We start from the raw sequence: 24,773 nt of genomic DNA, 5'->3' as shown, positions 1-24,773 counted from the left end.
GGGGTCATGGTCTCAGCTCGCCATTTGCAGGTCGGAACGCGACGGAGTTCGGGAACGCTTGGCGGTCACAAGGGCGTCGATGTCGAGGATCAGGGCCACGCGGCCGTCGCCCAGAATGGTGGCGGCGGCTACGCCCTCGACGTGGCGGTAATGGGTTTCCAGGCTCTTGATGACGACCTGGCGCTGGCCGTGGATGGCGTCGACCAGCAGGGCCGCGCGCTGGCGGCTTTCGGTCTCGACGATCATCACCACCCCGCCCTTCAGCTCGGTCGGGGCGTCGCGGAAGCCCATGACCAGGCCGACGTCCACCAGCGGCACGAAAGCCTCGCGGAAGCGCAGCACGGGATCGACGCCGCCGACGTAGTGGATGTCGCCCTCGTTCGGGGTCAGGCTCTCGACGATGGCGGCGAGCGGCGCGACCAGGGTCTGATCGGCGGCGCCGACCACCATGCCGTCCAGCACCGCCAGCGTCAGCGGCAGGCTGAGGGTGAAGGTCGAGCCCTTGCCCGGATTGGAGGTGATGGAGATGCGCCCGCCCAGCGACTGGATCGAGCGGCGCACCACGTCCATGCCGACGCCCCGGCCCGACAGGTCCGACACCTCGGTGGCGGTCGAGAAGCCCGGCAGGAAGATCAGGTTGTCGATCTCGTCGTCCGACAGCACCGCATCCTCGGCGATCAGGCCGCGCTCGACGGCGATGCCCTTCACGCGCGGGCGGTTGATGCCCTTGCCGTCGTCCGAGATCTCGATGACGATCCGGCCCGAGCGGTGCAGGGCCGCCAGACGCACCGTCCCCTCTTCCGGCTTGCCCGCCGCCAGACGGTCCGCCGGGCTTTCCAGCCCGTGGTCGATGGCGTTGCGCAGCATGTGGGTGATCGGCTCGGCCAGACGTTCGACCACGGTCTTGTCGACCTCGGTGTCCTCGCCGGACGTGACCAGCTTCACCTTCTTGCCCGTGGCCTCGGCCGCCTCCCGCACCAGGCGCGGCATCCGCTGGAACACCGACTTCACCGGCTGGGCCCGGATGGCCATGACGCTGTCCTGAATCTCGCGCGTCAGCAGTTCGAGGTCTTCCAGACCCAGGCCGATGTCGGACGAGCGGGCCAGGCCGCTTTCGGTCACGCGCTGGGCCAGCATGGCCTGCTGGATGACCAGTTCGCCGACCGCATTGATCAGGCGGTCCACCCGCTCCAGATCGACACGGATGGTCACGGGCGCCGCAGCGGCGGGGGCCGTCGCCTGCACAGGCGCCGGAGCGGCCGGCGCGGGCGCAGGCTTGACCGGAGACGGCGCGACCGGCGCGGCAGGCGGAGGGGTCACGGGCGCGACGGCGACAGGCGCGGGCGCCTCCGTCGGCGCGGCGCCGACCGAGGCCAGCAGGGCGGCGATGTCCAGTTCCGGCGCAGCCGCGCGGGCCAGGGCCGAAGCGTCGCTGCCGTCCTCGTCGACCGCGGCGGCGGGCGCGGCATCGACCGGCGCCGCATCGCCCAGCGGCGTGACGCTCAGGTCGCAGTCCATCTCCACGAAGTCGAAGACCTCGCGCACCTCGGCCTCGCTGACGTCGGCGTCCAGTTCGATGGTCCAGATCAGATGGCTGTCGGTCGGCTCCAGCGCATCCAGCAGCGGCAGGCCGCTGTCGTCCATCTGCACCCGCGTCGGGCCCAGGCGGCCCAGTTCGCGCAGCAGCAGACCCGCCTCATTGGCGCTGGCGTAGAGGCGCGGATGCGGACGGAAGACGACCCTCCACCCCTGCGATGCGCTCGGCGCCGACAGGTCGGGCAGCGGCGCCAGGGCGGCCAGGTCCGACAAGGGCGGCAGGTCGGGAAGATCCGGCAGGCCCGCCGGAGCCTCGAACGCCCCAAGGTCCATGGCGACGGGCGTGAAGCCGAAGTCGTCCTCTTCCGACTCGGCCGCCGCAACCGGCGCGGCCCCGCCATAGGTCAGGGCCTCAAGCTCGGCGACCAGTCCGGCCGAACGCGCCGGGTCGACGGGCGCGCCCGCGCCGCGCGCAGCGGCGACGTGGTCGGCCAGCACGTCGGCGGCGCGCAGCAGGGTCTTCACGGTCGCATCGTCGCACGGTTTGCGGCCCGAGCGCAGCTCGTCCATCAGCGTCTCGAAGACGTGGGCGAAACGGACCAGGTCCTCCAGCCCGAAGGCCCCCGCCCCGCCCTTGACCGAGTGAACGGCGCGAAAGACGGCGTTGATGACCTCGATGTCCGTCGAACCGGACTCCAGCGTCAGCAGATTGCCTTCCAGATCGGCGAGCAGCTCCTCGCACTCCTGAAAGAAGGTCGCCTTGATCGCCTCGAACGGATCGTCGCTCATCGCCCCACGCCCCTCTTTTCTTACGCCGCCACGCGGCGCACGGCGTCGACCAGACGTACGGGATCAAACGGCTTGACGATCCAGCCGGTGGCCCCGGCCTCGCGGGCGCGCTGCTTCTTAGCGGCGTCGCTTTCGGTCGTCAGGACCAGCACGGGAACGGCGCTGAACGCCGGGTCCGCCCGCATCCCCTCGATGAAGCCGAAGCCGTCCATGCGCGGCATGTTGATGTCGGTGATGACGATGTCGGGGCTTTCGGCCTGAAGCACCTCCAAGCCATGGACGCCGTCCTCGGCCTGGACCACGCGATAGCCCGCGTCCTTGAGCGCCAGCATCAGCATGTCGCGCATGGTGCGTGAATCGTCGACGGTCAGAACGGTCTTGGTCATTGCAGGGCGTCCTGTGTGGAAAGGTCGGAGAGCGAAGCGCCGAAGGCGCTCCATTGGGTCGTCATGGCCTCGGAGGCATTGACGAAGGTCAAAGCCTGGCCGTCGGCCCGCCAGGTGCGGATCGCCGACAACAGCAGCTGAAGGCACAGCCCGCCCAGCCGCTCGACGGCCGAACCGTCCAGCGTCAGGGCCTGACCGCGCGCCGCCAGCAGTTCGCCCTTCAGCGGCTCGGCCGCGCGCAGGTCCAGAACCGGTGCCAGAACGACCACAGCCGCCATCAGAACTCCTCCCAGCCGTCTTCGATGATTTCAGCCTTCAGGGCCGCGCCGCCGCGTCCCATCGTCTTCAGGGCGGCGACCGTCTCGGCCACCGGCTGGGGCGTGCGGGCCGGCGCAGCGTCCGCCGCGACCGGCGCCGGCTTCGCCTTGAACGACGGCTGGCCTTGCGACGGAGGGGCCGAAACGCGCGCCGGGGCCGCGACCCCGTTGGCGCCCTGAGCGACCTTGAAACGCGCCACCGAGGCGGCCAGGACGTCGGCTTCCTGAGCCAGAGAATGGCTGGCGGCGGTCGATTCCTCGACCATTGCGGCGTTCTGCTGGGTGACCTGATCCATCTGGTTCACGGCGGTATTGACCTGTTGCAGGCCCGTCGCCTGCTCCTGGGCCGAGGCCGAGATTTCCGACATCAGCCCGTCGATCTCGGCGACCTCGGCGACGATGCGGCCCAGGGCCTGGCCGGTCTGGCCGACCAGAGCCACCCCCTGCTCGACCTGACGGCCCGAGGCGGTGATCAGGGTCTTGATCTCCTTGGCCGCGTCGGCCGAACGCTGGGCCAGCGCCCGCACCTCCGAAGCCACCACGGCGAAGCCGCGCCCGGCGTCGCCCGCACGCGCCGCCTCGACGCCCGCGTTCAGGGCCAGCAGGTTGGTCTGGAAGGCGATTTCGTCGATCACGCCGATGATGGCGCCGATCTGGTTGGAAGACTGTTCGATGGCGGTCATGGCGGCGACGGCGTCGCTGACCACTGCGCCCGACGCCTCGGCCTCATTGCGCGCCGTCTGGACGACGCGGGAGGCCTGACGGGCGCCGTCGGCGGTCCGGTTCACCGTGGCGGTGATTTCATCCAGAGCCGCTGCGGTCTCTTCCAGGCTGGCGGCCTGCTGTTCGGTGCGACGCGACAGGTCATCCGACGCCTGGCTGATCTCGCCCGAGCCCGAGCGGATGGCGGCCACGTTGTCGACCACCACGGCCACCGCCTGCTCCAGCTGCGAAATGGCCGCGTTGAAGTCAGCCTTCAGCTGTTCCGCCTTGGGGGCGAAGGGGACGTCGATGCGGTAGGTCAGATCGCCGGCAGCCATTGCATTCAGGCCCTCAGCCAGGGCGGTGATGGCGATGCGGTCCTCTTCGGCCGCCCTGGCCTTTTCGGCTTCGACGCGGGCGCGCTCTTCCTCGACCGCGCGACGCTGAGCGGCCGTCTCGGCTTCAAGGGCGTCCTTGGCGATGGCAGCGTCCTTGAAGGTCTGGACGGCGGCGGCCATCTGGCCGACCTCGTCCTTGCGGCCGGCGGCCGGCACCGGAACGGAGGTGTCGCCCGACGCCAGACGGCGCATGGCCGTCGTCATCGCCGTCAGCGGCTTGGCCAGGACATTGGTCAGCATCACCGCCATGCCGCCAGCCAGCCCCAGCGCCAGCAGCAGGCCGCCGATCAGCACCATGCGGGCCGTCTTGGCGGCCGACACCTGCTTGTCGCCATAGAGGCGGCTTTCCTGAACCTTCTTCTCGATCAGTCCGTCCAGCGCGCTTTCCGCCGGATCGATGAATTTGTCGGCCTGACCGTCGCGGCCGACCATGGCGATGGCCTGCATCCAGCCCGCCTGATCGGCGACCATGACCCGGCCGCGCTGAACCACCTGCTTGTTCCACTCGTCCGCAGCCGTGCGGGCCGCGCGCGCCTGCGCCGCGCTGGAGCGGTCCAGTTGGACCAGCCGGTCCAGGCTCTGGTTGAAGCTCTTGCGATGCTCTTCGACACGCTGAAGATAATAGGGGTCGCGCGACACCAGGAAGCCGCGGTAGCTGGCTTCCTGACGCGCCAGATAGAATTGCGCCGCCTCGGCCTCGCGCTGGACCACGCCCGCGCGCGAACGATCCGTCCGCGCCGCATCAAGCGCATTGATCTGCAAAAACACCGTCAGCCCCATGGCGACGATGGCCAGGATCACGACCGCAAAGGCCGCCATCAGTTTCTTTTCGATCTTCAGGTCGCTCAACATGGCGTCCATCTAACTCTTCCCCCGTGAAGATTCTCTTGAGAGCCGAAACCGGCTTTCGATCAGAAGTTGAAGCTGAGCGCCCCCACCAGGCGCCCGTCGTAGTTCTCGCCCAGGGCGTGGCTGTCGGTGTCGTACCAGCGGGCGTCGATCGCCCATCGCTCGCTCAGGTTGTATTTCACGCCCATGTTCCAGGCGTTGTAGTCGGCCCCGCCGTCGGCCGAACGAACGGCGAAGGCCGCCGAGGCCCGGGCGCGCGGGCCCAGCGGCGCGGCGGCCTGAGCCTCGATCCACCAGGCCTGCCGCGTCGCGGCGAAGCCGTCGGGCGTGTAGTTGACGCGCAGCCGCCCGGACACGCGCCCGATCCTGCGCGAGACGTCCGCCTGATATTCCCAATAGTTGGCGTCGACGCCGGCCCGCGTCCCAGGCAGGTCGCGGTTCATCACCGACAGGTCAAAGGCGAAGCCCGCCGCCCTGGGCCGCCAGCCCAGAGCCGCGACGATCTCGGCGTCCGCACCCTGAGACAGGCGGGCGGTCGAGGCGAAGACGCTGCCGTAGAGATCGCCGTAAGACGCCTCCAGCGTTCCGTTCAGGCTGGGATCGCCCGCGCTCTTGCCCAATCCCTTGCCGACGTATTCGCTGGCGAGGCCCCGCTGGCCGCTCCAGCGGCCATCGACGGACTGCGCCGTCGCCGGGCCAGCAGCACAGGCGACCGCGACCAGAGCCGCCGTACAAAGCCCGCGCACGCCGTTCTGGCGGGGGGCTGAAACATGAAAGGGCATTCGGACCTCTTTTAAGCGAGACCGTCTTGCCCGGCATTTCCGTATGGAATCGTAAACTGCCGCCTACGTATAAGTCCGCATGTCCCAACAAGGGACGCTGCAACCGCAAGATCGACATCTGCAGACGACATGACGCTCCAGCGTCGAGACTGTAGAGTTAAGCAATAGCGTTAACAAGACGGCTGATATCATCGTTATTCTGAGAAACGGCGGTTTCTATGATCGCGCTGATCACGGGCGCTAATTGCAACATTCTCAACGAATATTTAGAACGCCCGAACGTCTCGATTCTGACAACGCTGTTATGAAGGATCCCGGCCTTGGTCGGGGGGCGCGAGGAGGACTTTCGATTTATTCCGCATTGGACCGCCGCCCCGTCGCCGCGCATCGCAAACCCCACGCCTGGGCCGCGGCTCTGGCGTTCTCGACGCTGACGGGCGCCGGTCTGGTTTTGGCCCTGGCGTTTGCGTGGACCCCGACGCGACCCGCGCTCGTGATCGCGCTGGCCTTAACCCTGCTGTCGATTCTGAGCCTGATCGCCGCCTGGCGTCAGGACCGCGACATGGCGCGCCAGCTGACCGCGCGCGACGCCATGCTGCACGCCGCCTTCCTGTCGACCCCCGCCCTCACCCTCAGCCGGGACGGCCTGATCCAGCGGATGAACGGCGCCGCGGTGGCCCTGTTCGGCCTGCCGCGCGAGGCGGCGATGGGACGCCCCTTTTCCGATCTGACGGCCGAGTTCGACATGGACGCCGTCCACCAAGCCAACGACCAGGCGGGCCAGCTGGAAGCCCGTCGCGGCTACTGGACCGGCCGCCGCGCCGACGGCTCGACCTTTCCGCTCAGCCTGCGCTTCGGCCTGATACCGCCCACCCCCGGCCCCGGCGGATCGGGCGTGGAGCACGTCGCCCTGGCCCTGACCGACCTGACCCGTTCGCACGCCGCCGAGGCGCAGGCGCGCGAACTGCACGCCCAGCTCAACAAGGTCTGGCGGCTGAACTCCCTGGGCGAGATGGCCGCCACCCTGGCTCACGAGCTGAACCAGCCGCTCAGCGCCGCCACCGCCTATATGCACGCCAGCCAGGCGGAAATGCTCAAGGCCGGCCCCGTCGCCGAGCCCGCCCGGCCCCCGCTGGACCTGGCCAAGGGTCAACTGCTTCGCGCCGGCAAGCTGATCCACCGCATGCGCGAGCTTCTGACCATTGAAACCAGCGTGTTGGGGCGCGAGCGCGTCTCTTCGATGATCGAGGATCTGGCGCCCATTCTGCAGATGATCGGCCAGGACAAGAAGGTCGAGGTCCGCCTCGACGCCGAGGCCGAGGACGACGACGTCCGCGCCGATCGCATCCAGTTCCAGCAGGCTCTGGTCAATCTGGTGCGCAATGCGGTCGAGGCGGCGGCGGAGCGCCCCGACGGCGCGGTCGTCAGCGTCACCGGCCGGGTCGAGGGGCCCGTCTATCGCATCAGCGTCGAGGACAACGGGCCCGGCATCGCCGAGGCGGATATCGAACGCATCTTCCAGCCCCTGACCACCACCAAGTCGGCAGGCATGGGGCTGGGGCTATCGGTCACCCGCACCATCGTCGAGCGTCACGGCGGCGCTCTGTCGGCGCGCCGCAGTCCGTCGCTGGGCGGCGCCGCCTTCGCCTTCGCCCTGCGCCGTCACGAGGGAGGTTCGCGATGAGCCGTTCCGTCTTCGTCATCGACGATGATGACGCCGTCCGGGATTCCCTGCTGGCCCTGCTGCGGGCCGACGGCGTGCGGGCGCGCGGCTTCGCCGGAGGCGCCGACTTCTTCGCCGCCCTGCCCGGTGACGCCGCCGCCTGCGTCATCACCGATGTGCGGATGCCCGGCATGGACGGCGCCGAGCTGGTGCGCCGTCTGATCGAGCTGCGCGGCAACGCCTGGCCCATCATCGTCATCACCGGCCACGCCGACGTCACCATGGCGGTGCAGATGATGAAGTCCGGCATCGTCGACTTCATCGAAAAGCCGTTCGACCCCGAGCGCCTGATCGAGACCGTCCGCGCCTGTCTGAACCGGATGGACGATCTGGACCAGCGCCAGCAGGCCCGTCAGGCGGCGCAGATGCGTCTGGGACGGCTGACCCCGCGCGAGCGCCAGGTCTTCGACGCCCTGATCGCGGGCCTGTCCAACAAGGAGATCGCGCTGCAGCTGAAGATCAGCCCGCGCACCGTCGAGGTCTTCCGCGCCAAGGTCATGGCCAAGATGGAAGCCGACAGCCTGTCGGCCCTGGTGCGCATGGGGCTGATGCTCGTCTAGACTTTCGCGCGGGCGTGCAGCCTCGTCCGCGCCGAGGCGTTATGACGGCTCCCCGCCCCGTCCCGTGTCTTGCGTCCAAGGAGTCCGCCCCATGTCCGATCCCGCCCGTCTGCTGCGTCATCAGGCCTATGTCGACGGCCGCTGGATCGACGCCGACGGCGGCGGAACCCTCGAAGTGACCAACCCGGCCACGGGCGAGGTGCTGGCTACCGTCCCCGACATGGGCGCATCTGAGACCCGCCGCGCCATCGCCGCCGCCGAGGCCGCCATGAAGCCTTGGGCCGCCAAGACGGCCGGCGAGCGCGCCCGCATCCTGCGCCGCTGGTTCGACCTGATGATGAGCGAGCAGGACGCGCTGGGCCGCCTGTTGACCCGCGAACAGGGCAAGAGCCTGACCGAGGCCAAGGGCGAGATCGCCTATGCCGCCAGCTTCATCGAATGGTTCGCTGAGGAGGGCAAACGCACCTATGGCGAGGTCATCCCCAGCCACGACGCCTCCAAGCGGTTGGTGACGCTGCGCCAGCCGGTGGGCGTCGTCGGGGCCATCACCCCGTGGAACTTCCCCGCCGCCATGATCACCCGCAAGTTCGGCCCGGCCCTGGCCGCCGGCTGCGCCGTGGTGCTGAAGCCCGCCAGCCAGACGCCGCTGTCGGCGCTGGCGCTGGCCGTGCTGGCGGAAGAAGCGGGCCTGCCGCCTGGCCTGTTCAACGTCGTCACCGGCTCGGCCTCGGCCATCGGCGGCGAGCTGACGTCGAATGAAACGGTGCGCAAGATCAGCTTCACCGGCTCGACCGAGATCGGCCGTCTGCTGATGGAGCAGTCGTCGCAGACCATCAAGAAGATGAGCCTGGAGCTGGGCGGCAACGCCCCCTTCCTGGTCTTCGACGACGCCGACGTGGACGCGGCCGTGGCGGGCGCCGTGGCCTCGAAGTACCGCAACGCGGGCCAGACCTGCGTCTGCACCAACCGCTTCTATGTCCAGGCCGCCGTCTACGACGAATTCGTCGCCAAGCTGACCCAGGCCACCGAAGCGTTGAAGGTCGGAAACGGCCTGGACGACGGCGTCCAGATCGGCCCCCTGATCGACGACAAGGCGGTGAAGAAGGTCGAAGAACACGTCGCCGACGCCCTGGCCAAGGGGGCGACCCTTTTGACCGGCGGCGAACGCCACAAGCTGGGGCGCACCTTCTTCCAGCCGACCGTCCTGTCGGGCGTGACCCAGGACATGCAGATGTGCCGCGAGGAGACCTTCGGTCCCGTCTCCGGCGTCGTTCGCTTCGAGACGGAAGAGGACGGCGTTGCGCTGGCCAACGACACCATCTTCGGCCTGGCAGGCTACTTCTACGCCCGCGATCTGAGCCGCGTCTGGCGCGTGGCCGAGGCGATGCAGACCGGCATGATCGGCGTCAACACCGGCCTGATCTCCACCGAGGTCGCCCCCTTCGGCGGCATCAAGCAGTCCGGCCTGGGCCGCGAGGGCTCCAGCCACGGCATCGAGGATTACCTGGAGATCAAATACCTCTGCATGGGCATCTGATCCCTCTCCCATCGGGAGAGGGAAGCATAATTATTCGACCAAGGTCGGTCTGCGCAAACCGCCGTTCCTGCTGTCACTCTCCCTTCCGACGCCGGGCGCAAAGCACGCCGGGCGCGAGGGAAACGCGCCGCGCATCGCGGCCGCACAGGAAGGGAACTGCCCATGACCGACCGCACCATGGATGCGGCGGACGGCGCGGAGCACACGGTCGACAAGAACGACCGGCTGGTGATTCTCGCCTCCTCCGTCGGCACCGTCATCGAATGGTACGACTTCTATCTCTACGGCTCTCTGGCCGCGATCATTTCCGCCCAGTTCTTCTCGGGCGTGAATGAGACCACCGGCTTCATCTTCGCCCTGATGGCCTTCGCCGCGGGTTTTGCGGTGCGTCCGTTCGGGGCCATCGTCTTCGGCCGCATGGGCGACCTGTGGGGACGGAAGAACACCTTCCTGGTCACCATGCTGCTGATGGGCGTCTCGACCTTCGTGGTCGGCCTGCTGCCCCCCTATGCGGCCATCGGCATCGCCGCGCCGATCATCCTGGTGCTGATGCGCCTGATCCAGGGCCTGGCGCTGGGCGGGGAATACGGCGGCGCCGCCACCTACGTCGCCGAGCACGCCCCGGAGGGCAAGCGCGGCTTCTACACCTCCTTCATCCAGATCACCGCCACCGTGGGCCTGCTGCTCAGCTTGGCCGTGATCCTGGGCGTCCGTTTCAGCGTCGGCGAAGAGGCCTTCGTCGCATGGGGCTGGCGCATCCCCTTCCTGGTCTCGATCCTGCTGCTGGGCGTGTCGCTGTGGATCCGCCTGAAGCTGTCGGAAAGCCCGGCGTTCAAGCGCATGAAGGCCGAGGGCAAGGGCTCGACCACCCCGCTGAAGGACAGCTTCATGAAGTGGCCGAACCTGAAGCTGGTGCTGATCGCCCTGTTCGGCCTGGCCGCCGGTCAGGCCGTGGTCTGGTACACGGGTCAGTTCTACGCCCTGTTCTTCCTGGAGAAGACGCTGAGGGTCGACCCCACCCTGGCCAACATCCTGATCGCCGCCGCCCTGGCGCTGGCGACGCCCTTCTTCATCATCTTCGGCTGGCTGTCGGACAAGATCGGCCGCAAGCCCATCATCATGGCGGGCTGCCTGCTGGCCGCCGTGACCTACTTCCCGCTGTTCGGCGCCCTGACCGAGGCGGCCAACCCGCGTCTGGCCGCTGCGGCGGCCTCGTCGCCGGTGACCGTCGTCGCCGACCCGGCCGACTGCCACTTCCAGTTCGACCCCGTCGGCAAGACCGTCTTCAACAGCTCGTGCGATGTCGCCAAGACCCATCTGGCCAAGGCGGGCGTCACCTACGTTAATGAGGCCGCCCCGGCCGGAACCGTGGCCCAGGTGCGCATCGGCGACCGCGTGGTCGACAGCTTCAACGGCAAGACCATGGCCAAGGCCGACTTCGACGCGCAGAAGAAGACCTGGGACGCCGGCCTGACCGCCGCCCTCGCCGAGGCCGGCTATCCGGCCAAGGCCGACAGCGCCCTGGTCAACAAGCCGCGGGTGATCGGCATCCTGTTCTTGCTGGTGCTGTATGTGACCATGGTCTACGGCCCGATCGCCGCCGCCCTGGTCGAGATGTTCCCGACCAAGGTGCGCTACACCTCCATGTCGCTGCCCTATCACATCGGCAACGGCTGGTTCGGGGGCTTCCTGCCGACCACGGCGTTCGCCATGGTCGCGGCCACGGGCAACATCTACTACGGCCTGTGGTACCCCATCGCCATCGCCGTGCTGACCCTGATCATCGGCGTCCTCTTCGTGAAGGAAGGCAAGGACGTGAACATCCACGACTAAGGCGCGACGGCTTCCTTCTCCCCTTGAGGGAGAAGGTGGCTCGCGGAGCGAGACGGATGAGGAGGGTAAACGCTCCCTTGTCCCGGCGCGCGCAGGACTGTCGGAAAACAACTTCAAGAGCGTTGCGTCGCCACCCCTCATCCGAGCGCCTCCGGCGCCCACCTTCTCCCACAAGGGGAGAAGGGACCGGAGTCGCGAACTTTTCGCCAACCTGCGGGCGGTCTGGCTTCGGCCTGACCGCCCTCTTTTTCACTTGCCCGCGAGATCGCGCCCGGCCCAGATGACGCCCATGTTCAGCCTCGCCACCCTGGCCCTGACGGCCTTCTACATGGCCGCCCTGTTCGGCATCGCCTGGTGGTACGAGCGGCCTCAGATCAAGGCGCGGCGCGGGATGCTGGGGCCCTCGCTCTATGCGCTGTCCCTGGCCATCTACTGCACGTCCTGGACCTATTACGGCGCGGTCGGCACGGCGGCGCGCGACGGGTGGGAGTATCTGCCCATCTACGTCGGGCCGATCCTGGGGCTGACCCTGCTGCTGCCGCTGTGGCGGCGCATCGCCTCGGCCGCCCGGCGCGAGAACGTCGGCTCGATGGCCGACTTCATCTCGTCGCGCTACGGCAAGAGCCCGGCGCTGGGCGCGGCGGTGGCGGGCGTCGCCATCCTGGGCTCGGTCCCCTACATCGCGCTGCAGCTCAAGTCGCTGTCGATGGCGGGCGAGCTGATCACGGCGGGCACCCCGGTCGCCGGGTCCGAGAGCCTGACCGTTCTGGTCATGGCGGCGGTTCTGGCCGGGTTCGCCATCCTGTTCGGCGCACGAAGGCCCGACCTGACCGAGCACAACCGCGGCCTGATCCAGGCCATCGGCATCGAGTCCATCGTCAAACTGGCCGCCCTGCTGGCCGTGGCCGTCTTCGCCGTCCTTCTGCTGGCCGCCTCGCCGTCGCGCCACGCCGTCGCCGACAGCTTGGGACAGTTGGGAACATGGCCGCACATCGACGCCCGCTTCATGGCCATCACCCTGGTGGCGACCCTGGCCATCTTCTGTCTGCCGCGTCAGTTCCATGTCGCCTTCGTCGAGGGCGGCGATCCGGCACAGGTGCGCCGCGCGCGCTGGATCTTCCCCCTGTATCTGATCCTGACCACGCTGGCGGTCCTGCCGCTGGTGGCGGCCGGCGGGCTGTTCACGCCGCAGACCAACCCCGACCTGCTGGTGCTGGCCCTGCCGCTGGGCGCGCGGCAGAGCCTGCTGACCGCCGTGGTCTTCGTCGGCGGCTTCTCGGCCGCCACCGCCATGGTCATCGTCGAGGCCGTGGCCCTGTCGGCCATGGTGTCCAACAACCTGGTGCTGCCGTTGATGGCTGCGGGACGGCGGCGCGGCGCGGCCCCGCCGGACATGGCCCGGACCCTGCTGAACATCCGCCGCCTGGCCATCGTCGGCCTGCTGCTGCTGGCCTGGCTCTATTATCTGGCGATGGATCGATCCAGCGGTCTGGCGGCCATCGGCCTGGTGTCCTTCGCCGCCCTGGCCCAGCTGGCGCCGTCGCTGTTCGGAGCGGTGCTGTGGCGCGGCGGACGGGCCAGCGGGGCGCTCGCGGGGCTGGCGGCGGGGATGGCGGTCTGGGCCGTCATGCTGGCCGCGCCGCAGCTGGCCCCCGGTTTCGGCCTGAACGTGCCCGCCATGCTGGGGCTGGAAGACCCGTTTGCAGCGGGCGTCTTCCTCAGCCTGGCGCTGAACCTGGGCGTCTTCGTCCTGGTGTCGCGGGCGCGGCCGCCGCGCCTGATCGACCGGGTCCAGGCCCGCGCCTTCGTCGACCGGCTCGGCCCGGACTGGATGGAGGGGCGCGGCGGCTCGGCCGGGGCCTCGGTCGGCGACCTGCGCGCCCTGGTCGCCCGCTTCATCGGCGACGAGCGGGCCGAGCGCGCCTTCGCCGCCTGGGCGCGCGAGACGGATATCAAGCTGAAGGACGCCGACCCGGCCGACGCGACGCTGGCTCGCGCCGCCGAGCGGATGCTGGCCGGGGCCGTCGGCGCCGCCGCCGCCCGCCGCGTCCTGGCCGCCGCCCTGGCCGCCGGAGGCCGCGCGCCCGAGGACGTGGTGCGGATGCTCGACGAGGCGTCCCAGGCCGTCCAGTTCAACCGCGACCTGCTGCAGACCACGCTGGACAACATCGACCAGGGCGTCAGCGTCGTCGACGAAGACCTGCGCCTGACCGCCTGGAACCGCCGCTATGTGGAGATGTTCGACCTGCCCGCCGGCTTCGTCCACGTCGGCCTGCCCATCGCCGCCGTCTATCGCCTGAACGCCGAGCGCGGCGAGGCGGGCGTGCCGGCTCACGAGATCGACGCCTGGGTCGAGCGGCGGCTGGAGGCCCTGGCCCGCCGCATCCCCCACGACCATGAGCGCGAACAGCCCGACGGCCGCATCCTGCGCTCGTCCGGGGCGCCCATCCCCGGCGGCGGATACGCCACCAGCTATACCGACATCACCGCCCTGCGCCGCGCCGCGCGCGAGCTGGAGGAGGCCAACGAACGGCTGGAGGCCCGCGTCGCCGACCGCACCGAACGACTGGAGGAGGCCCGCCGCACAGCCGAGGACGCCACCGCCTCCAAGACCCGCTTTCTGGCCGCCGCCAGCCACGACCTGCTGCAGCCGCTGCACGCCGCGCGTCTGTTCATCGCCGCCCTGAGGGAGGACGCGGATCTGGCCGGATCGCCCGCGCGCGGCCTGGCGACCAACGCCGACCGCGCCATCGACAGCGCCCACCGCCTGCTGACCGCCCTGCTGAACCTGTCCAAGCTGGAGGCGGGCGGAGTCCGGCCCGCCGTGGCGCCGTTGGCCCTGGGCGGCCTGTTCGACGAACTGGCGCGCGAGTTCGCCCCGGTCGCCCGCGCCAAGGGGCTGACGCTGACGGCGGCGCCGTCCAGCCTGTGGATCGCCTCGGACCGCGACCTGCTGCGCTCCATGCTGCAGAACCTGATCGCCAACGCCATCCGCTACACCGACCACGGGCGGGTGCTGATCGGGGCCCGGCGCGACGGCGAGCGGGTGCAGATTCTGGTCAGCGACACCGGGCGCGGCATCGCCGAAGCCGACCGGCAGGCGGTCTTCGGCGAGTTCGTGCGCCTGCCCGGCGCCCCGGTGGACGAGCCGGGCGCGGGCCTGGGCCTGGCCATCGTGCAGAAGCTGTCGGACCTGCTAAGCCACCCGCTGTCGCTGGCCTCGCACGTCGGGCGCGGCACGACCTTCCGCGTCGCCGTCCCGCGCGCCGCCCCCCGGCCAGAGCCGGAGATCACGCCCGACGACCTGCGCCTGCCCTTGATCGGTCTGCGGGTGCTGTGCGTGGACAACGAACCCGCCATCCTCGACGCCCTGACGGCCCTGCTGGACCGCTGGGGAGCGCAGGCCGTGACCGCGCGCTCGGTCGCAGAGGCGCGGGCGGCGGCGGGGCCGTTCGACGCGGCCCTGGTCGATCTGCACCTAGGCGACGACGAGCCGGACGGGCTAGCCGCCGTCGATTGGCTGCGCGCGCGGGGGGTCCGACGCATCGCCCTTGTCACCGCCGACACCCGCGACGGGCTGAAGGAGAAGGCGGCCGCGGCGGGGGCGGTGCTGCTGCCGAAGCCGGTCAAGCCCGCGGCGTTGAAGGCGTTTCTGCGCAGCTGACCCTTCTCCCCTTGTGGGAGAAGGTGGGCGCCGGAGGCGCTCGGATGAGGGGTGTCGGCGCAGCGCTCAAAAGTCATTCAGGACGGGCTGCGCCTACTCGGACGCCATGGCGTTCACACCCCTCATCCGTCAGGCTTCGCCTGCCACCTTCTCCCACAAGGGGGAAGGATTTAGATATCCAGCGACTGCGCCAGGATCACCGCCTGGGTCCGGTTCTGCACGCCCAGCTTGCGGAAGACGCTGGTCAGGTGCGCCTTGATCGTCGCCTCGGTGACGCCCAGGTCGAAGGCGATCTGCTTGTTCAGCCGCCCGACCTTCAGCCCCTCCAGAATCCGCAACTGCGACGGCGTCAGGCTGGCGATGCGGGCTTGCAGGTCGGCCTCCTCCTCGCCCGCCGCCTCGACCTCGGGCGCCCAGGTCTCGCCGTCGAGAATAGCCCGGATCGCCTCGACCATTTCAGGCAGGGCCGCCGATTTCGGAATAAAGCCCGCCGCCCCCAGCGACAGGGCGCGGCGGATGGTCGGCGCCTCTTCGCTGGCCGAGACGACGGCGACCGGCACGGCCGGATGATCGGCGCGGATCAGGGTCAGGCCCGTCATGCCGTCCACGTCCGACAGCTTCAGGTCCAGCAGCAGCAGATCGACCGCCCCCTCGGACAGGGCGGCCTGCGCCTCGGCCAGACTGGCGCATTCGACGATCTGCGCGCCCTCGGATGCCTTTTCGACGGCCGACCTCAAGGCCGCGCGAAACAGGGGATGGTCGTCGGCGACGACGATGCGATCCATGAAGGTCCTTCCCACGCGCGGTTCTTGTTCATCGGGCCGCGTCGCGACGACACCATGCCGCGCCTCGACTTTGGTCGAAACTAGACGAATGGCTAATGGCCGCAAACCCGGAGCACGCGGAATGCTGCCGTCCTGAGGCCTGCGACAGACGGGCCCGGAACAACGGTCTGGGAGGACCTCGCATGGGAAGCTGCCGTCTGTTCGGCGGCGTGGCTGCCGCCGCGCTGCTGCTCGCGCCCGGCGCCGCACTGGCTCAGGACGCCAGCGCCGCACTGGAAGCCCGTATCGCCCAGCTCGAAGCCGAGCTGAACAGTCTGAAATCCGAAGTCGCCGCTGCCAGAACGCAGCAGGCCTCGCAGACGCAGGACATCGTCCGCCTCGAAGCGCGGCCCGCGCCCGTCCCGGTACCGAAGCCCGTCTCTGACGCCCCGCGCGAGGAAGGCTTCCGCATCGGCGACCACACGGTGAAGTTCGGCGGCTTCATCAAGACCGACTTCACGGCGTCGAAATATTCCGGCGGCGACCCGGCCAACGGCGATCCCTTGCGCGACTATCACCTGCCCGGCGCCATTCCGGTCGGGGGCGCGGACGAAGATGTGGCCACCGACTTCAACGCCCGCCAGACCCGCTTCTGGCTGACCACCGACGGCGTGGTGGGGGGCCGCAACATCGGCACGCGGCTGGAGATGGACTTCCAGACCCTGCCCGGCTCCGGCGACCAGCGCACGACCAGCGGCGCCAACCCCGCCCTGCGCCGCGCCTTCGTCACCATCGACAACTGGCTGATCGGCCAGGAGTGGACCAACTTCCAGAACACCGCCGTCCTGCCGGAATCGGCGGACTTCGTCGGCGCAGCCGAGGGCACGGTCTTCGCCCGTCAGGCCCAGGTCCGCTATACGCGCGGCCCCTTCTCCATCGCGCTGGAGAACCCTGAGACCACCGTCACCCCCTTCGGCGGCGGCGCACGCATCGTCGCCGACGACAACAGCCTGCCCGACCTGACCGCCCGCTATGGCCTCAGCCGTCCGTGGGGCGACGTGCAGCTGTCCGGCCTGGTGCGCCAGCTGAAGTATCAGAACCCGGCGACCAACGTGGATTCCACCGCTGTGGGCTGGGGCCTGTCGGCCTCGGCCAAGGTCAAGGTCGGGGCGCAGGACGACATCCGCCTGATGCTGACCGGCGGCGAAGGCGTCGGCCGCTATGTCGGGCTGAACTTCTCCAACGACGCCGTGCTGGACGCCTCGGGCGAGCTTGAGGCCATCGGCGTGATCGCAGGCTTCGCCGCCTATCGCCACGTCTGGGCGCCCGGCTGGCGCTCCAGCCTGATCTGGTCGACGCAGAGGGTGGACAACGACGTGCTGCTGACCGGGACCGGCGTCAACCGCTCGGCCCAGAGCCTTCACGCCAATCTGATCTGGTCGCCGGTCACGGCGTTTGATGTCGGGGCCGAGGTGATGTTCGCTGACCGCAAACTCGAGTCAGGACTGGACGGCGACATGACCCGTCTGATCCTGTTCGTGAAATACGGCTTCTAAGGCCGAAGAAGAAAAAGACTGCTGGAGGAAAATCGCGTGTCTGATCCGGAAATCTATCCCGTCCCCGCTGAACTGGCCGCCCGCGCCCACATGGACCGCGCCGGCTATGAAGCGGCCCGGATGCAGGCGCGTGAGACCCCTGAGGCCTTCTGGGCCACCCAGGCCGAGCGGCTGGACTGGATGACCTTCCCGACCAAGATCAAGGACGTCTCCTTCAACAAGGAAGACTTCCGCATCCGCTGGTTCGAGGACGGCGTGCTGAACGTCTCGGCCAACTGCATCGACCGCCACCTACCCCACCGCAGGGACGAGGTCGCCATCATCTGGGAAGGCGACGAACCGACCGACAGCGAAGCCGTCACCTTCGGCCAGCTTCACGAGCGCGTCTGCCGCCTGGCCAATGTGCTGAAGGCCAACGGCGTCCAGAAGGGCGACCGCGTCACCATCTATCTGCCGATGATCCCCGAGGCGGCCTACGCCATGCTGGCCTGCGCCCGCATCGGCGCGGTGCATTCGGTCATCTTCGGCGGCTTCTCGCCCGACAGCATCGCCGGGCGGATCGAGGACTGCGAATCCACCTTCGTCATCACCGCCGACGAAGGCTGCCGCGGCGGCAAGAAGGTCCCGCTCAAGGCCAATGTCGACAAGGCGCTGGAAAAGGTCGCGGGCGTGAAGACCGTCGTGATCCTGCGCCACACCGGCGCCGAGGTTCCCTTCATCGAGGGCCGTGATCTGGACTGGGGCGTCGAGGCGGCCAAGGCCTCGCCCGACTGCGCGCCCGAGCCGATGAACGCCGAGGATCCGCTGTTCATCCTCTACACCTCGGGCTCGACCGGAAAGCCCAAGGGCGTGCTGCACACCACCGGCGGCTATCTGTTCTGGGCCAGCTATACCCATGAGCTGGTGTTCGATTACCGCCCCGGCGAGGTCTTCTGGTGCACCGCCGACGTGGGCTGGGTCACGGGCCACACCTATGTCGTCTATGGCGCCCTGGCCAATGCGGCGACGACCCTGATGTTCGAGGGCGTGCCCAACTATCCGACCGTCAGCCGCTTCTGGGAGGTGGTGGACAAGCATCAGGTCAACATCTTCTACACCGCCCCCACGGCCCTGCGCGCCCTGATGCGCGACGGCGACGCCCCGGTGAAGGCGTCCAGCCGCAAATCCTTGCGCCTGCTGGGCACCGTCGGCGAACCGATCAACCCCGAGGCCTGGCGCTGGTATCATGAGGTGGTCGGCGAAGGCCGCCTGCCCATCGTCGACACCTGGTGGCAGACCGAAACGGGCGGCGCCCTGATCTCGCCCCTGCCCGGCGCGACGGACCTGAAGCCTGGCTCGGCGACCCGGCCCCTGCCCGGCGTCGAGCTTGAAATCGTGGACGCGGAAGGGGGCGTGCTGGACGGCGCGACGGAGGGCAATCTGTGCATCACCGACAGCTGGCCGGGCCAGATGCGCACCGTCTATGGCGACGACCAACGCTTCTTCGAGACCTATTTCTCGACCTATCCGGGCAAGTATTTCACCGGCGACGGCTGCCGCCGCGACGAAGACGGCTATTACTGGATCACCGGCCGGGTCGATGACGTCATCAACGTCTCGGGCCACCGCATGGGCACCGCCGAGGTCGAGAGCGCCCTGGTCCTGCACGACGACGTGGCCGAGGCCGCCGTCGTCGGCTTCCCCCACGACATCAAGGGTCAGGGCATCTACGCCTATGTCACCCTGAACAAGGGGGTCGAGGCGACCGACGACCTGCGCAAGGCCCTGGTCGCCCAGGTCCGCGAAGAGATCGGCCCCATCGCCGCCCCGGACGTGATCCAGTGGGCGCCGGGCCTGCCCAAGACCCGCTCGGGCAAAATCATGCGGCGCATCCTGCGCAAGATCGCCGAGAACGAACTGGGCGCCCTGGGCGACACCTCGACGCTGGCGGATCCGTCGGTCGTGGACGATCTGGTGAAGAACCGGGCGGCCTAGGTTTCATATCCGCTCATCCCGGCGGACGCCGGGATCCAGTAAGAGCCACGCGCACACAGGGTCGCGCCCTTGGCCAAAGCACTGGGCCCCGGCGTCCGCCGGGGTGAGCGGGTACATCATTCAGCTTCCCCGAAGAGGCGGTCCCGGACGGCGCAGGCGCTGGACGGGACCGCCCGCCTCGGCTTCAGTGCGGGGCATGAGCGGAACCCTCGACGGCCTGACCATCATCGAAATCGGCGGCATCGGCCCCGCCCCCTTCTGCGGCATGATGCTGGCCGATCATGGCGCCGAGGTGGTGCTGGTCCACCGCCCCGGCGCGGCGCCCGACGCGCGCGATCCCCTGAACCGCAGCCGCGCCCGTCTGTTCGAGGCCGACCTGAAGACGCCAGAGGGCGCCGCCCTGGTCCGCGACTTGGCCCGCAACGCCGACGGCCTGATCGAGGGCTTTCGTCCCGGCGTCATGGAGCGTCTCGGCCTCGGCCCCGACGTGCTGCTGGCCGACAATCCTCGCCTGGTCTACGGCCGCATGACCGGCTGGGGTCAGGACGGACCGCTGGCTCCGGCGCCCGGCCACGACATCGACTACATCGCCGTCTCGGGCGCGCTACACGCCTTCGGCCGTGCGGGCGAGAAGCCGACCCCGCCGATCAACATGGTCGGCGACTTCGGCGGGGGCGGCATGCTGCTGGCCTTCGGCATGGTCGCGGGTCTGCTGAAGGCCCAGCGCACCGGGCGCGGCGACGTCATCGACTGCGCCATGACCGACGGCTCATCCCTGCTGATGAGCATGATCTGGGGCTTCCGCCAGAATATGCCCGCGCCCCTGCCGACCAGCCTGGCCTGGCGCGACGAGCGCGGCGTCAACCTGCTCGACACCGGCGCGCCCTTCTATGAAGTCTATGAGACGCAGGACGGCAAATACGTCGCCGTCGGCGCCATCGAACCGGCCTTCTACATCGCGCTGATGCGGCTGACGGGGCTGGCCAACGACCCCGACTTCGCCATGCCCTTCGATCCGGCCCAGTGGCCGAGGCTGAAAGACACGCTGGCCGCCGTCTTCCGCACCCGCACCCGCGACGACTGGTGCAGCGATCCCTACGCCCAAGCCGCCTGCGTCGCCCCCGTCCTGTCCATGACCGAGGCCCCCGACCACCCGCACAACCGGGCGCGCAAGGCCTTCGTCACGGCCCAGGGCGTGGTGCAGCCCGCCCCTGCGCCACGCTTCAGGGACAGCCCGGCGAAGCGGCCGAAATAGAAGGCAGGTCACAAAATCCCGCTCACCCCGGCGGACGCCGGGGCCCAGTGCTTTGGCCCCAAACGCGCGGGCATGGATAACCAAGCCTCGTGCGCGCGGCTCTTACTGGGTCCCGGCGTCCGCCGGGATGAGCGGGGGTAAGATCACCCTCCGTCCGTCCACACCGTCTTGTACAGATCGAACCGGCGGTCGCGCAGATTCCGCACCGTCCCCTGCGCCTTGGCCCAGGCCAGGTCGGACAGGTCCAGGTCCGCCACCGTCACCGTCTCGACGTTCTCGCTGGCCTCGGCCGCCACCCCGTCGCGCGCGAACGGGAAGTCGCACGGCGTCAGGATGCACGACTGCGCATACTGGATGTCCATGTTCTCGACGTTCGGCAGGTTGCCGACATTGCCCGACAGGACGACGTAGCACTGGTTCTCGATGGCCCGCGCCTGCGAGCAGTAGCGCACGCGCAGATACCCTTGCCGGTTGTCGGTGCAGAAGGGGGTGAACAGGATGCGCGCCCCCTCGTCCGCCAGGCGCCGCGCCAGTTCGGGGAACTCCGAATCGTAGCAGATCATCACCCCGATCGGCCCGCAGTCGGTAGGGATGGCGTGGACGCGGTCGCCGCCCTTGATGTTCCACCAGTGGCGTTCGTTCGGCGTCGGGTGGATCTTCTCCTGCTCATGCACCGAACCGTCGCGCAGGAAGACATAGGCGACATTCTGGATCTCGCCGTCCTCGGTCCGTGTCGGGTGCGAGCCGCCGATGATGTTGACATTGTAGCCGACCGCCAGCTCGCGCATCGCCTCGACGAAGCGCGGCGTGTAGCGGGTCAACGCCTCGATCGATTCCGCCGGGGTCAGCTTCTTGGTCGCCAGCGACAGCAGCTGAAGCGTGAACAGCTCGGGAAAGACCACGAAGTCGGCGCGATAGTCGGACACCACGTCGACGAAATATTCGACGTTGTCGATAAACTCCTGGAAGCTGTCGACCTTGCGCATCTGCAGCTGGACGGTGGCGACCCGCACCGTCTCCTTGACCGCAAAGGCCGCCCCCTTGCCCGTCGCCTCGACATAGTAGGGGTTGCGCCAGACCCAGCGCGCCGCGTGACCCAGCGACGCCTTGTCCGACGGCAGATAGTTCAGCAGCACCCCCGCCGGCTCGAACCCTGAACGCTGGTGAAAGGCCATGATCGGGTCCTTCACCTTGCGGTCGCGCACCGCCTCGACATAGGCGTTCGGGTCGGGATAGGCCGAGCGGCGGCGCGCGAGGCCGGGCATCCGGCCGCCGAACACGACGCCCTTCAGGTTCTGGGCCTCGCACAGGTCGCGGCGCGCGTCGTACAGGCGCTGGCCGATGCGCAGGCGGCGCCGGGCGGGGTCGACGCAGACCTCCATCCCATACAGCCACTCGCCCGCCGGATCGTGGCGCGCGCCATAGCCGCCGCCGGTGATCTGGTCCCAGGTGTGCGGCCCCATCGCCGACTTTTCGTCGATGCGGAAACTGGCGGCGTAGCCGACGATCTCGCCCTCGAACTCGACCACGAACTGGCCGTCCGGATAGGTGGCGATCTGGCCGCGCAGCATCCCGGCCGTATAGGGCGGCATATCCTTATACACCCGCGCCACCAGGGCGTTGATCCCGGCGACATCGCCCATGCGGGCGTTGCGGATGGTCAGGACGGCGGGCTTGGCCGGCTCGGCGGGAAGGGAGATCTCAATGTCAGTCATCCCGCCCTAACGCGCGAGCTTGGCTGTTGGATCAATCCGGCCGACAAAAGAGACCATGCGTCAATTCCGGTCGCGTCCCGCAAGCTTGTTCCCGTTAAGTTCACGCGAACATCTTGCGAACAAGAACAAACCATGTCCATAGTCGGCTTCACCAAGGGAGCGGGTCCGTGGCGGGTCTCTCCCGAAGTCAGATGGGAATCATGGCAAGGGAGAGAAAACCAATGTCACAGGCGGCACTGAAGCTCGTGGGTAAAGAAGACAGCGACAAACAACGCGCTCTAGAGGCGGCGATCGCGCAGATCGATCGCGCCTTCGGCAAGGGCTCGGTCATGAAACTGGGCAAGGCCGGCGTGGTGGCCGAGATCGAGAGCGTCTCGACCGGCTCGCTCGGCCTCGACATGGCGCTCGGCATCGGCGGCCTGCCGGTCGGGCGGGTGATCGAGGTGTTCGGTCCCGAATCCTCGGGCAAGACGACCCTGGCCCTGCACACCGTGGCAGAGGTCCAGAAAAAGGGCGGCGTGGCCGCCTTCGTCGACGCCGAGCACGCGCTAGACCCCGTCTATGCGCAAAAGCTGGGCGTCAATCTGGACGACCTGCTGGTGTCGCAGCCCGACACGGGCGAACAGGCGCTGGAGATCGTCGACACCCTGGTGCGTTCCGGCGCCGTGGACATCGTGGTGATCGATTCCGTCGCGGCCCTGACGCCGCGCGCCGAAATCGAAGGCGAGATGGGCGACAGCCTGCCCGGCCTTCAGGCGCGTCTGATGTCGCAGGCCCTGCGCAAGCTGACGGCCTCGATCTCCAAGTCGAAGTGCATCGTCCTGTTCATCAACCAGATCCGTCACAAGATCGGCGTCATGTACGGCTCGCCGGAAACGACGACGGGCGGCAATGCGCTGAAGTTCTACGCCTCGGTGCGCCTGGACATCCGCCGCACCGGCGCGATCAAGAACCGCGACGAGGTCGTCGGCAACACCACCCGCGTCAAGGTGGTGAAGAACAAGGTCGCCCCGCCGTTCCGCGAAGTCATCTTCGACATCATGTACGGCGAAGGCATCTCCAAGATCGGCGAGATCATCGACCTGGGCGTCAAGGCCGGCATCGTCGAGAAGTCGGGCTCCTGGTTCTCCTACGACTCCACCCGCATCGGTCAGGGCCGCGAGAACGCCAAGGAGTTCCTCAAGAACAACCCCGACATGGCCGCCTCGATCGAAAAGGCGGTGCGCCAGTCGACGGCCAAGATCGCCGACGACATGCTGGGCGCCCCCGAACCCGACGAGGGCCAGGACCTGGAGGGCTGATCCGCCCCATCATCTAAACGCCGTCATCCTCGGGCTTGACCCGAGGATCCAGCCAGGCAGCGTCCCCTTCCTTTCAAGCCGTGATCGCGCTGACGATCCGATCCTCGGGTCAAGCCCGACGATGACGGCCGGAGGCAAGGGCACCCTGACGGCCAGAGCTTCTCCGTTCGCCGCCTCGCGACCCGCCTACCGACCCCGCGGGGCCGGTCGGACGGAGACAGGCCCGCCCGACCTGCGTCGGGCGGGCCTCTTTTTTATCCTAAAGCTGAAAAATTGACCTCAGCTCAAAGCGGTCCCCCAGGACGGCACTCGTGCCCCCGCTCGGCCGTATAGTAAGGCGTAGGGAACAGGGGCGTGATTACCGTCACATTGCCTCCCGATTCCATGCAAACATCATTCCCATACCCCACGATGGTCGTCATGGATGCGTCCGAATAGAATGTATAATAGTACACATACTCCCATGATTTGAACGCGACCGCCGGCGAAGCGGTCATGGCGAGAAGAATTCCGGACATTGCCAATTTGGCTAGCGTGCGCACACGTATTCTCCCTAAATTTAGAGTCTGAAACATCCATCAGACCAGGTCACATAACAACGATTCCTGATAAATGAGAAGGAACGCCATGCCCCCCGCCACCGCCGACCTCTGCGACGCCCATCCTGACGCGGTGAAGGTCTGCCAGACCCCCTTCCGCAGCTTTGGCCAGGTGGCGGCCTTCCACGGCCCGATCCGCACCCTCAGCGTGCTGGACGACAACGCCCTGGTCCGCCAGACTTTGGAGCGCCCCGGCCAAGCCACGGTCCTGGTCGTCAACGGCGGCGGTTCGCTCAAACGCGCCCTGGTCGGCGACAATCTGGCCAGACTGGCCATCGACAACGGCTGGGCCGGGATCGTCGTCCACGGCGCCGTGCGCGACACAGCCGTCATCAACACCATGAACGTCGGCGTCAAAGCGCTTGGAACCGTTCCCCAGCGCGCGGACCGCGACGCCATCGGCGAGATCGACATCCCCACCGCCTTCGGCGGCGTCATCTTCACCCCCGGCGACTGGCTCTACGCCGACGAGGACGGCCTGATCGTCTCGCCGCATCGCCTGCACGATTAAAGCGCTCCTGGCCCTAAAAACG

General features: G+C 68.5%; 17 protein-coding genes. 10 read left to right on the top strand and 7 right to left on the bottom strand.

Features of this window, described 5'->3' with window-relative positions:
- Positions 1-12 precede the first annotated feature (12 nt).
- The 5 genes from DA69_RS00645 to DA69_RS00625 are packed head-to-tail and all read right to left on the bottom strand — an operon-like array spanning position 13 to position 5,759.
- Positions 13-2,325 carry a chemotaxis protein CheA gene (locus DA69_RS00645; protein ID WP_025977950.1) on the bottom strand — a complete coding sequence of 771 codons (2,313 nt, stop codon included), beginning with the start codon at positions 2,323-2,325 and terminating at the stop codon, positions 13-15.
- Between the two features lie 20 nt (positions 2,326-2,345).
- Complete coding sequence (locus DA69_RS00640) at positions 2,346-2,711, bottom strand: response regulator (protein ID WP_003169188.1); 366 nt, start codon at positions 2,709-2,711, stop codon at positions 2,346-2,348.
- The gene (locus DA69_RS00635) at positions 2,708-2,989 is read right to left on the bottom strand and encodes an STAS domain-containing protein (protein ID WP_025977951.1); all 282 of its coding nucleotides are present in this window, start codon (positions 2,987-2,989) and stop codon (positions 2,708-2,710) included. The genes DA69_RS00640 and DA69_RS00635 overlap by 4 nt, the downstream gene beginning before the upstream one ends.
- On the bottom strand, positions 2,989-4,989 hold the full coding sequence (locus tag DA69_RS00630) for a methyl-accepting chemotaxis protein (protein ID WP_025977952.1): 2,001 nt from the start codon (positions 4,987-4,989) through the stop codon (positions 2,989-2,991). Before DA69_RS00630 ends, DA69_RS00635 begins: the two co-directional genes overlap by 1 nt.
- Before the next feature lie 50 nt (positions 4,990-5,039).
- The gene (locus tag DA69_RS00625; RefSeq protein ID WP_025977953.1) at positions 5,040-5,759 is read right to left on the bottom strand and encodes a TorF family putative porin; all 720 of its coding nucleotides are present in this window, start codon (positions 5,757-5,759) and stop codon (positions 5,040-5,042) included.
- 361 nt (positions 5,760-6,120) lie between these two features.
- Here DA69_RS00625 and DA69_RS00620 point away from each other — a divergent pair, with 361 nt between their 5' ends.
- The 5 genes from DA69_RS00620 to DA69_RS00600 all read left to right on the top strand — a co-directional run bounded on the left by DA69_RS00620 (position 6,121) and on the right by DA69_RS00600 (position 15,076).
- Entirely contained in the window at positions 6,121-7,443 is a 1,323-nt protein-coding gene (locus tag DA69_RS00620) for a two-component system sensor histidine kinase NtrB (protein WP_025977954.1), read from the top strand.
- Positions 7,440-8,042: a response regulator transcription factor gene (locus DA69_RS00615; RefSeq protein WP_025977955.1), complete on the top strand. Its 603-nt coding sequence runs from the start codon at positions 7,440-7,442 to the stop codon at positions 8,040-8,042. Before DA69_RS00620 ends, DA69_RS00615 begins: the two co-directional genes overlap by 4 nt.
- A 91-nt stretch (positions 8,043-8,133) precedes the next feature.
- Entirely contained in the window at positions 8,134-9,579 is a 1,446-nt protein-coding gene (locus tag DA69_RS00610) for an NAD-dependent succinate-semialdehyde dehydrogenase (protein WP_025977956.1), read from the top strand.
- 177 nt (positions 9,580-9,756) lie between these two features.
- Positions 9,757-11,412, top strand: coding sequence for an MFS transporter (locus DA69_RS00605; protein ID WP_419177562.1), 1,656 nt, complete (start codon positions 9,757-9,759; stop codon positions 11,410-11,412).
- 289 nt (positions 11,413-11,701) lie between these two features.
- A complete protein-coding gene (locus DA69_RS00600; RefSeq protein ID WP_025977958.1) occupies positions 11,702-15,076 on the top strand; it encodes a PAS-domain containing protein in 3,375 nt (1,124 codons plus the stop codon).
- A 170-nt stretch (positions 15,077-15,246) separates the two neighbouring features.
- On the opposite strand, the gene DA69_RS00595 is transcribed toward DA69_RS00600, so the two are convergent.
- Positions 15,247-15,861 carry a response regulator transcription factor gene (locus DA69_RS00595; RefSeq protein WP_025977959.1) on the bottom strand — a complete coding sequence of 205 codons (615 nt, stop codon included), beginning with the start codon at positions 15,859-15,861 and terminating at the stop codon, positions 15,247-15,249.
- 182 nt (positions 15,862-16,043) lie between these two features.
- Here DA69_RS00595 and DA69_RS00590 point away from each other — a divergent pair, with 182 nt between their 5' ends.
- The 3 genes from DA69_RS00590 to DA69_RS00580 all read left to right on the top strand — a co-directional run bounded on the left by DA69_RS00590 (position 16,044) and on the right by DA69_RS00580 (position 20,625).
- A complete protein-coding gene (locus DA69_RS00590; protein WP_025977960.1) occupies positions 16,044-17,396 on the top strand; it encodes a DcaP family trimeric outer membrane transporter in 1,353 nt (450 codons plus the stop codon).
- Positions 17,397-17,432: 36 nt separating this feature from the next.
- Entirely contained in the window at positions 17,433-19,370 is a 1,938-nt protein-coding gene (acs, locus tag DA69_RS00585; RefSeq protein ID WP_025977961.1) for an acetate--CoA ligase, read from the top strand.
- Between the two features lie 196 nt (positions 19,371-19,566).
- Complete coding sequence (locus DA69_RS00580) at positions 19,567-20,625, top strand: CaiB/BaiF CoA transferase family protein (RefSeq protein ID WP_025977962.1); 1,059 nt, start codon at positions 19,567-19,569, stop codon at positions 20,623-20,625.
- A gap of 143 nt (positions 20,626-20,768) precedes the next feature.
- Here DA69_RS00580 and DA69_RS00575 read toward each other — a convergent pair whose 3' ends face one another.
- On the bottom strand, positions 20,769-22,340 hold the full coding sequence (locus DA69_RS00575; protein WP_025977963.1) for a bifunctional GNAT family N-acetyltransferase/carbon-nitrogen hydrolase family protein: 1,572 nt from the start codon (positions 22,338-22,340) through the stop codon (positions 20,769-20,771).
- A 221-nt stretch (positions 22,341-22,561) separates the two neighbouring features.
- Between DA69_RS00575 and recA the strand changes: the two genes are divergently transcribed.
- Positions 22,562-23,641 (top strand): recombinase RecA, encoded by a 1,080-nt coding sequence (gene recA / locus DA69_RS00570; protein ID WP_025977964.1) that lies wholly within the window; start codon positions 22,562-22,564, stop codon positions 23,639-23,641.
- A gap of 627 nt (positions 23,642-24,268) precedes the next feature.
- On the top strand, positions 24,269-24,751 hold the full coding sequence (gene rraA, locus DA69_RS00565) for a ribonuclease E activity regulator RraA (RefSeq protein WP_025977965.1): 483 nt from the start codon (positions 24,269-24,271) through the stop codon (positions 24,749-24,751).
- Positions 24,752-24,773 lie beyond the last annotated feature (22 nt).

The organism is Brevundimonas naejangsanensis, assembly GCF_000635915.2.
Lineage (GTDB): Bacteria > Pseudomonadota > Alphaproteobacteria > Caulobacterales > Caulobacteraceae > Brevundimonas > Brevundimonas sanguinis.
The sequence above is the reverse complement of the archived record's forward strand: the minus strand, read 5'-3'. Positions and strand labels throughout refer to the sequence as shown.

Excerpts from the sequence above, each read along its gene's own strand:
- DA69_RS00645 (WP_025977950.1), bottom strand. The coding sequence starts at position 2,325 with ATGAGCGACGATCCGTTCGAGGCGATCAAGGCGACCTTCTTTCAGGAG.
- DA69_RS00580 (WP_025977962.1), top strand. The coding sequence starts at position 19,567 with ATGAGCGGAACCCTCGACGGCCTGACCATCATCGAAATCGGCGGCATC.
- DA69_RS00610 (WP_025977956.1), top strand. The coding sequence starts at position 8,134 with ATGTCCGATCCCGCCCGTCTGCTGCGTCATCAGGCCTATGTCGACGGC.
- DA69_RS00640 (WP_003169188.1), bottom strand. The coding sequence starts at position 2,711 with ATGACCAAGACCGTTCTGACCGTCGACGATTCACGCACCATGCGCGAC.
- DA69_RS00595 (WP_025977959.1), bottom strand. The coding sequence starts at position 15,861 with ATGGATCGCATCGTCGTCGCCGACGACCATCCCCTGTTTCGCGCGGCC.
- DA69_RS00630 (WP_025977952.1), bottom strand. The coding sequence starts at position 4,989 with ATGGACGCCATGTTGAGCGACCTGAAGATCGAAAAGAAACTGATGGCG.
- DA69_RS00590 (WP_025977960.1), top strand. The coding sequence starts at position 16,044 with ATGGGAAGCTGCCGTCTGTTCGGCGGCGTGGCTGCCGCCGCGCTGCTG.
- DA69_RS00575 (WP_025977963.1), bottom strand. The coding sequence starts at position 22,340 with ATGACTGACATTGAGATCTCCCTTCCCGCCGAGCCGGCCAAGCCCGCC.
- DA69_RS00600 (WP_025977958.1), top strand. The coding sequence starts at position 11,702 with ATGTTCAGCCTCGCCACCCTGGCCCTGACGGCCTTCTACATGGCCGCC.
- rraA (WP_025977965.1), top strand. The coding sequence starts at position 24,269 with ATGCCCCCCGCCACCGCCGACCTCTGCGACGCCCATCCTGACGCGGTG.
- DA69_RS00635 (WP_025977951.1), bottom strand. The coding sequence starts at position 2,989 with ATGGCGGCTGTGGTCGTTCTGGCACCGGTTCTGGACCTGCGCGCGGCC.
- DA69_RS00605 (WP_419177562.1), top strand. The coding sequence starts at position 9,757 with ATGGATGCGGCGGACGGCGCGGAGCACACGGTCGACAAGAACGACCGG.
- DA69_RS00615 (WP_025977955.1), top strand. The coding sequence starts at position 7,440 with ATGAGCCGTTCCGTCTTCGTCATCGACGATGATGACGCCGTCCGGGAT.
- DA69_RS00625 (WP_025977953.1), bottom strand. The coding sequence starts at position 5,759 with ATGCCCTTTCATGTTTCAGCCCCCCGCCAGAACGGCGTGCGCGGGCTT.
- recA (WP_025977964.1), top strand. The coding sequence starts at position 22,562 with ATGTCACAGGCGGCACTGAAGCTCGTGGGTAAAGAAGACAGCGACAAA.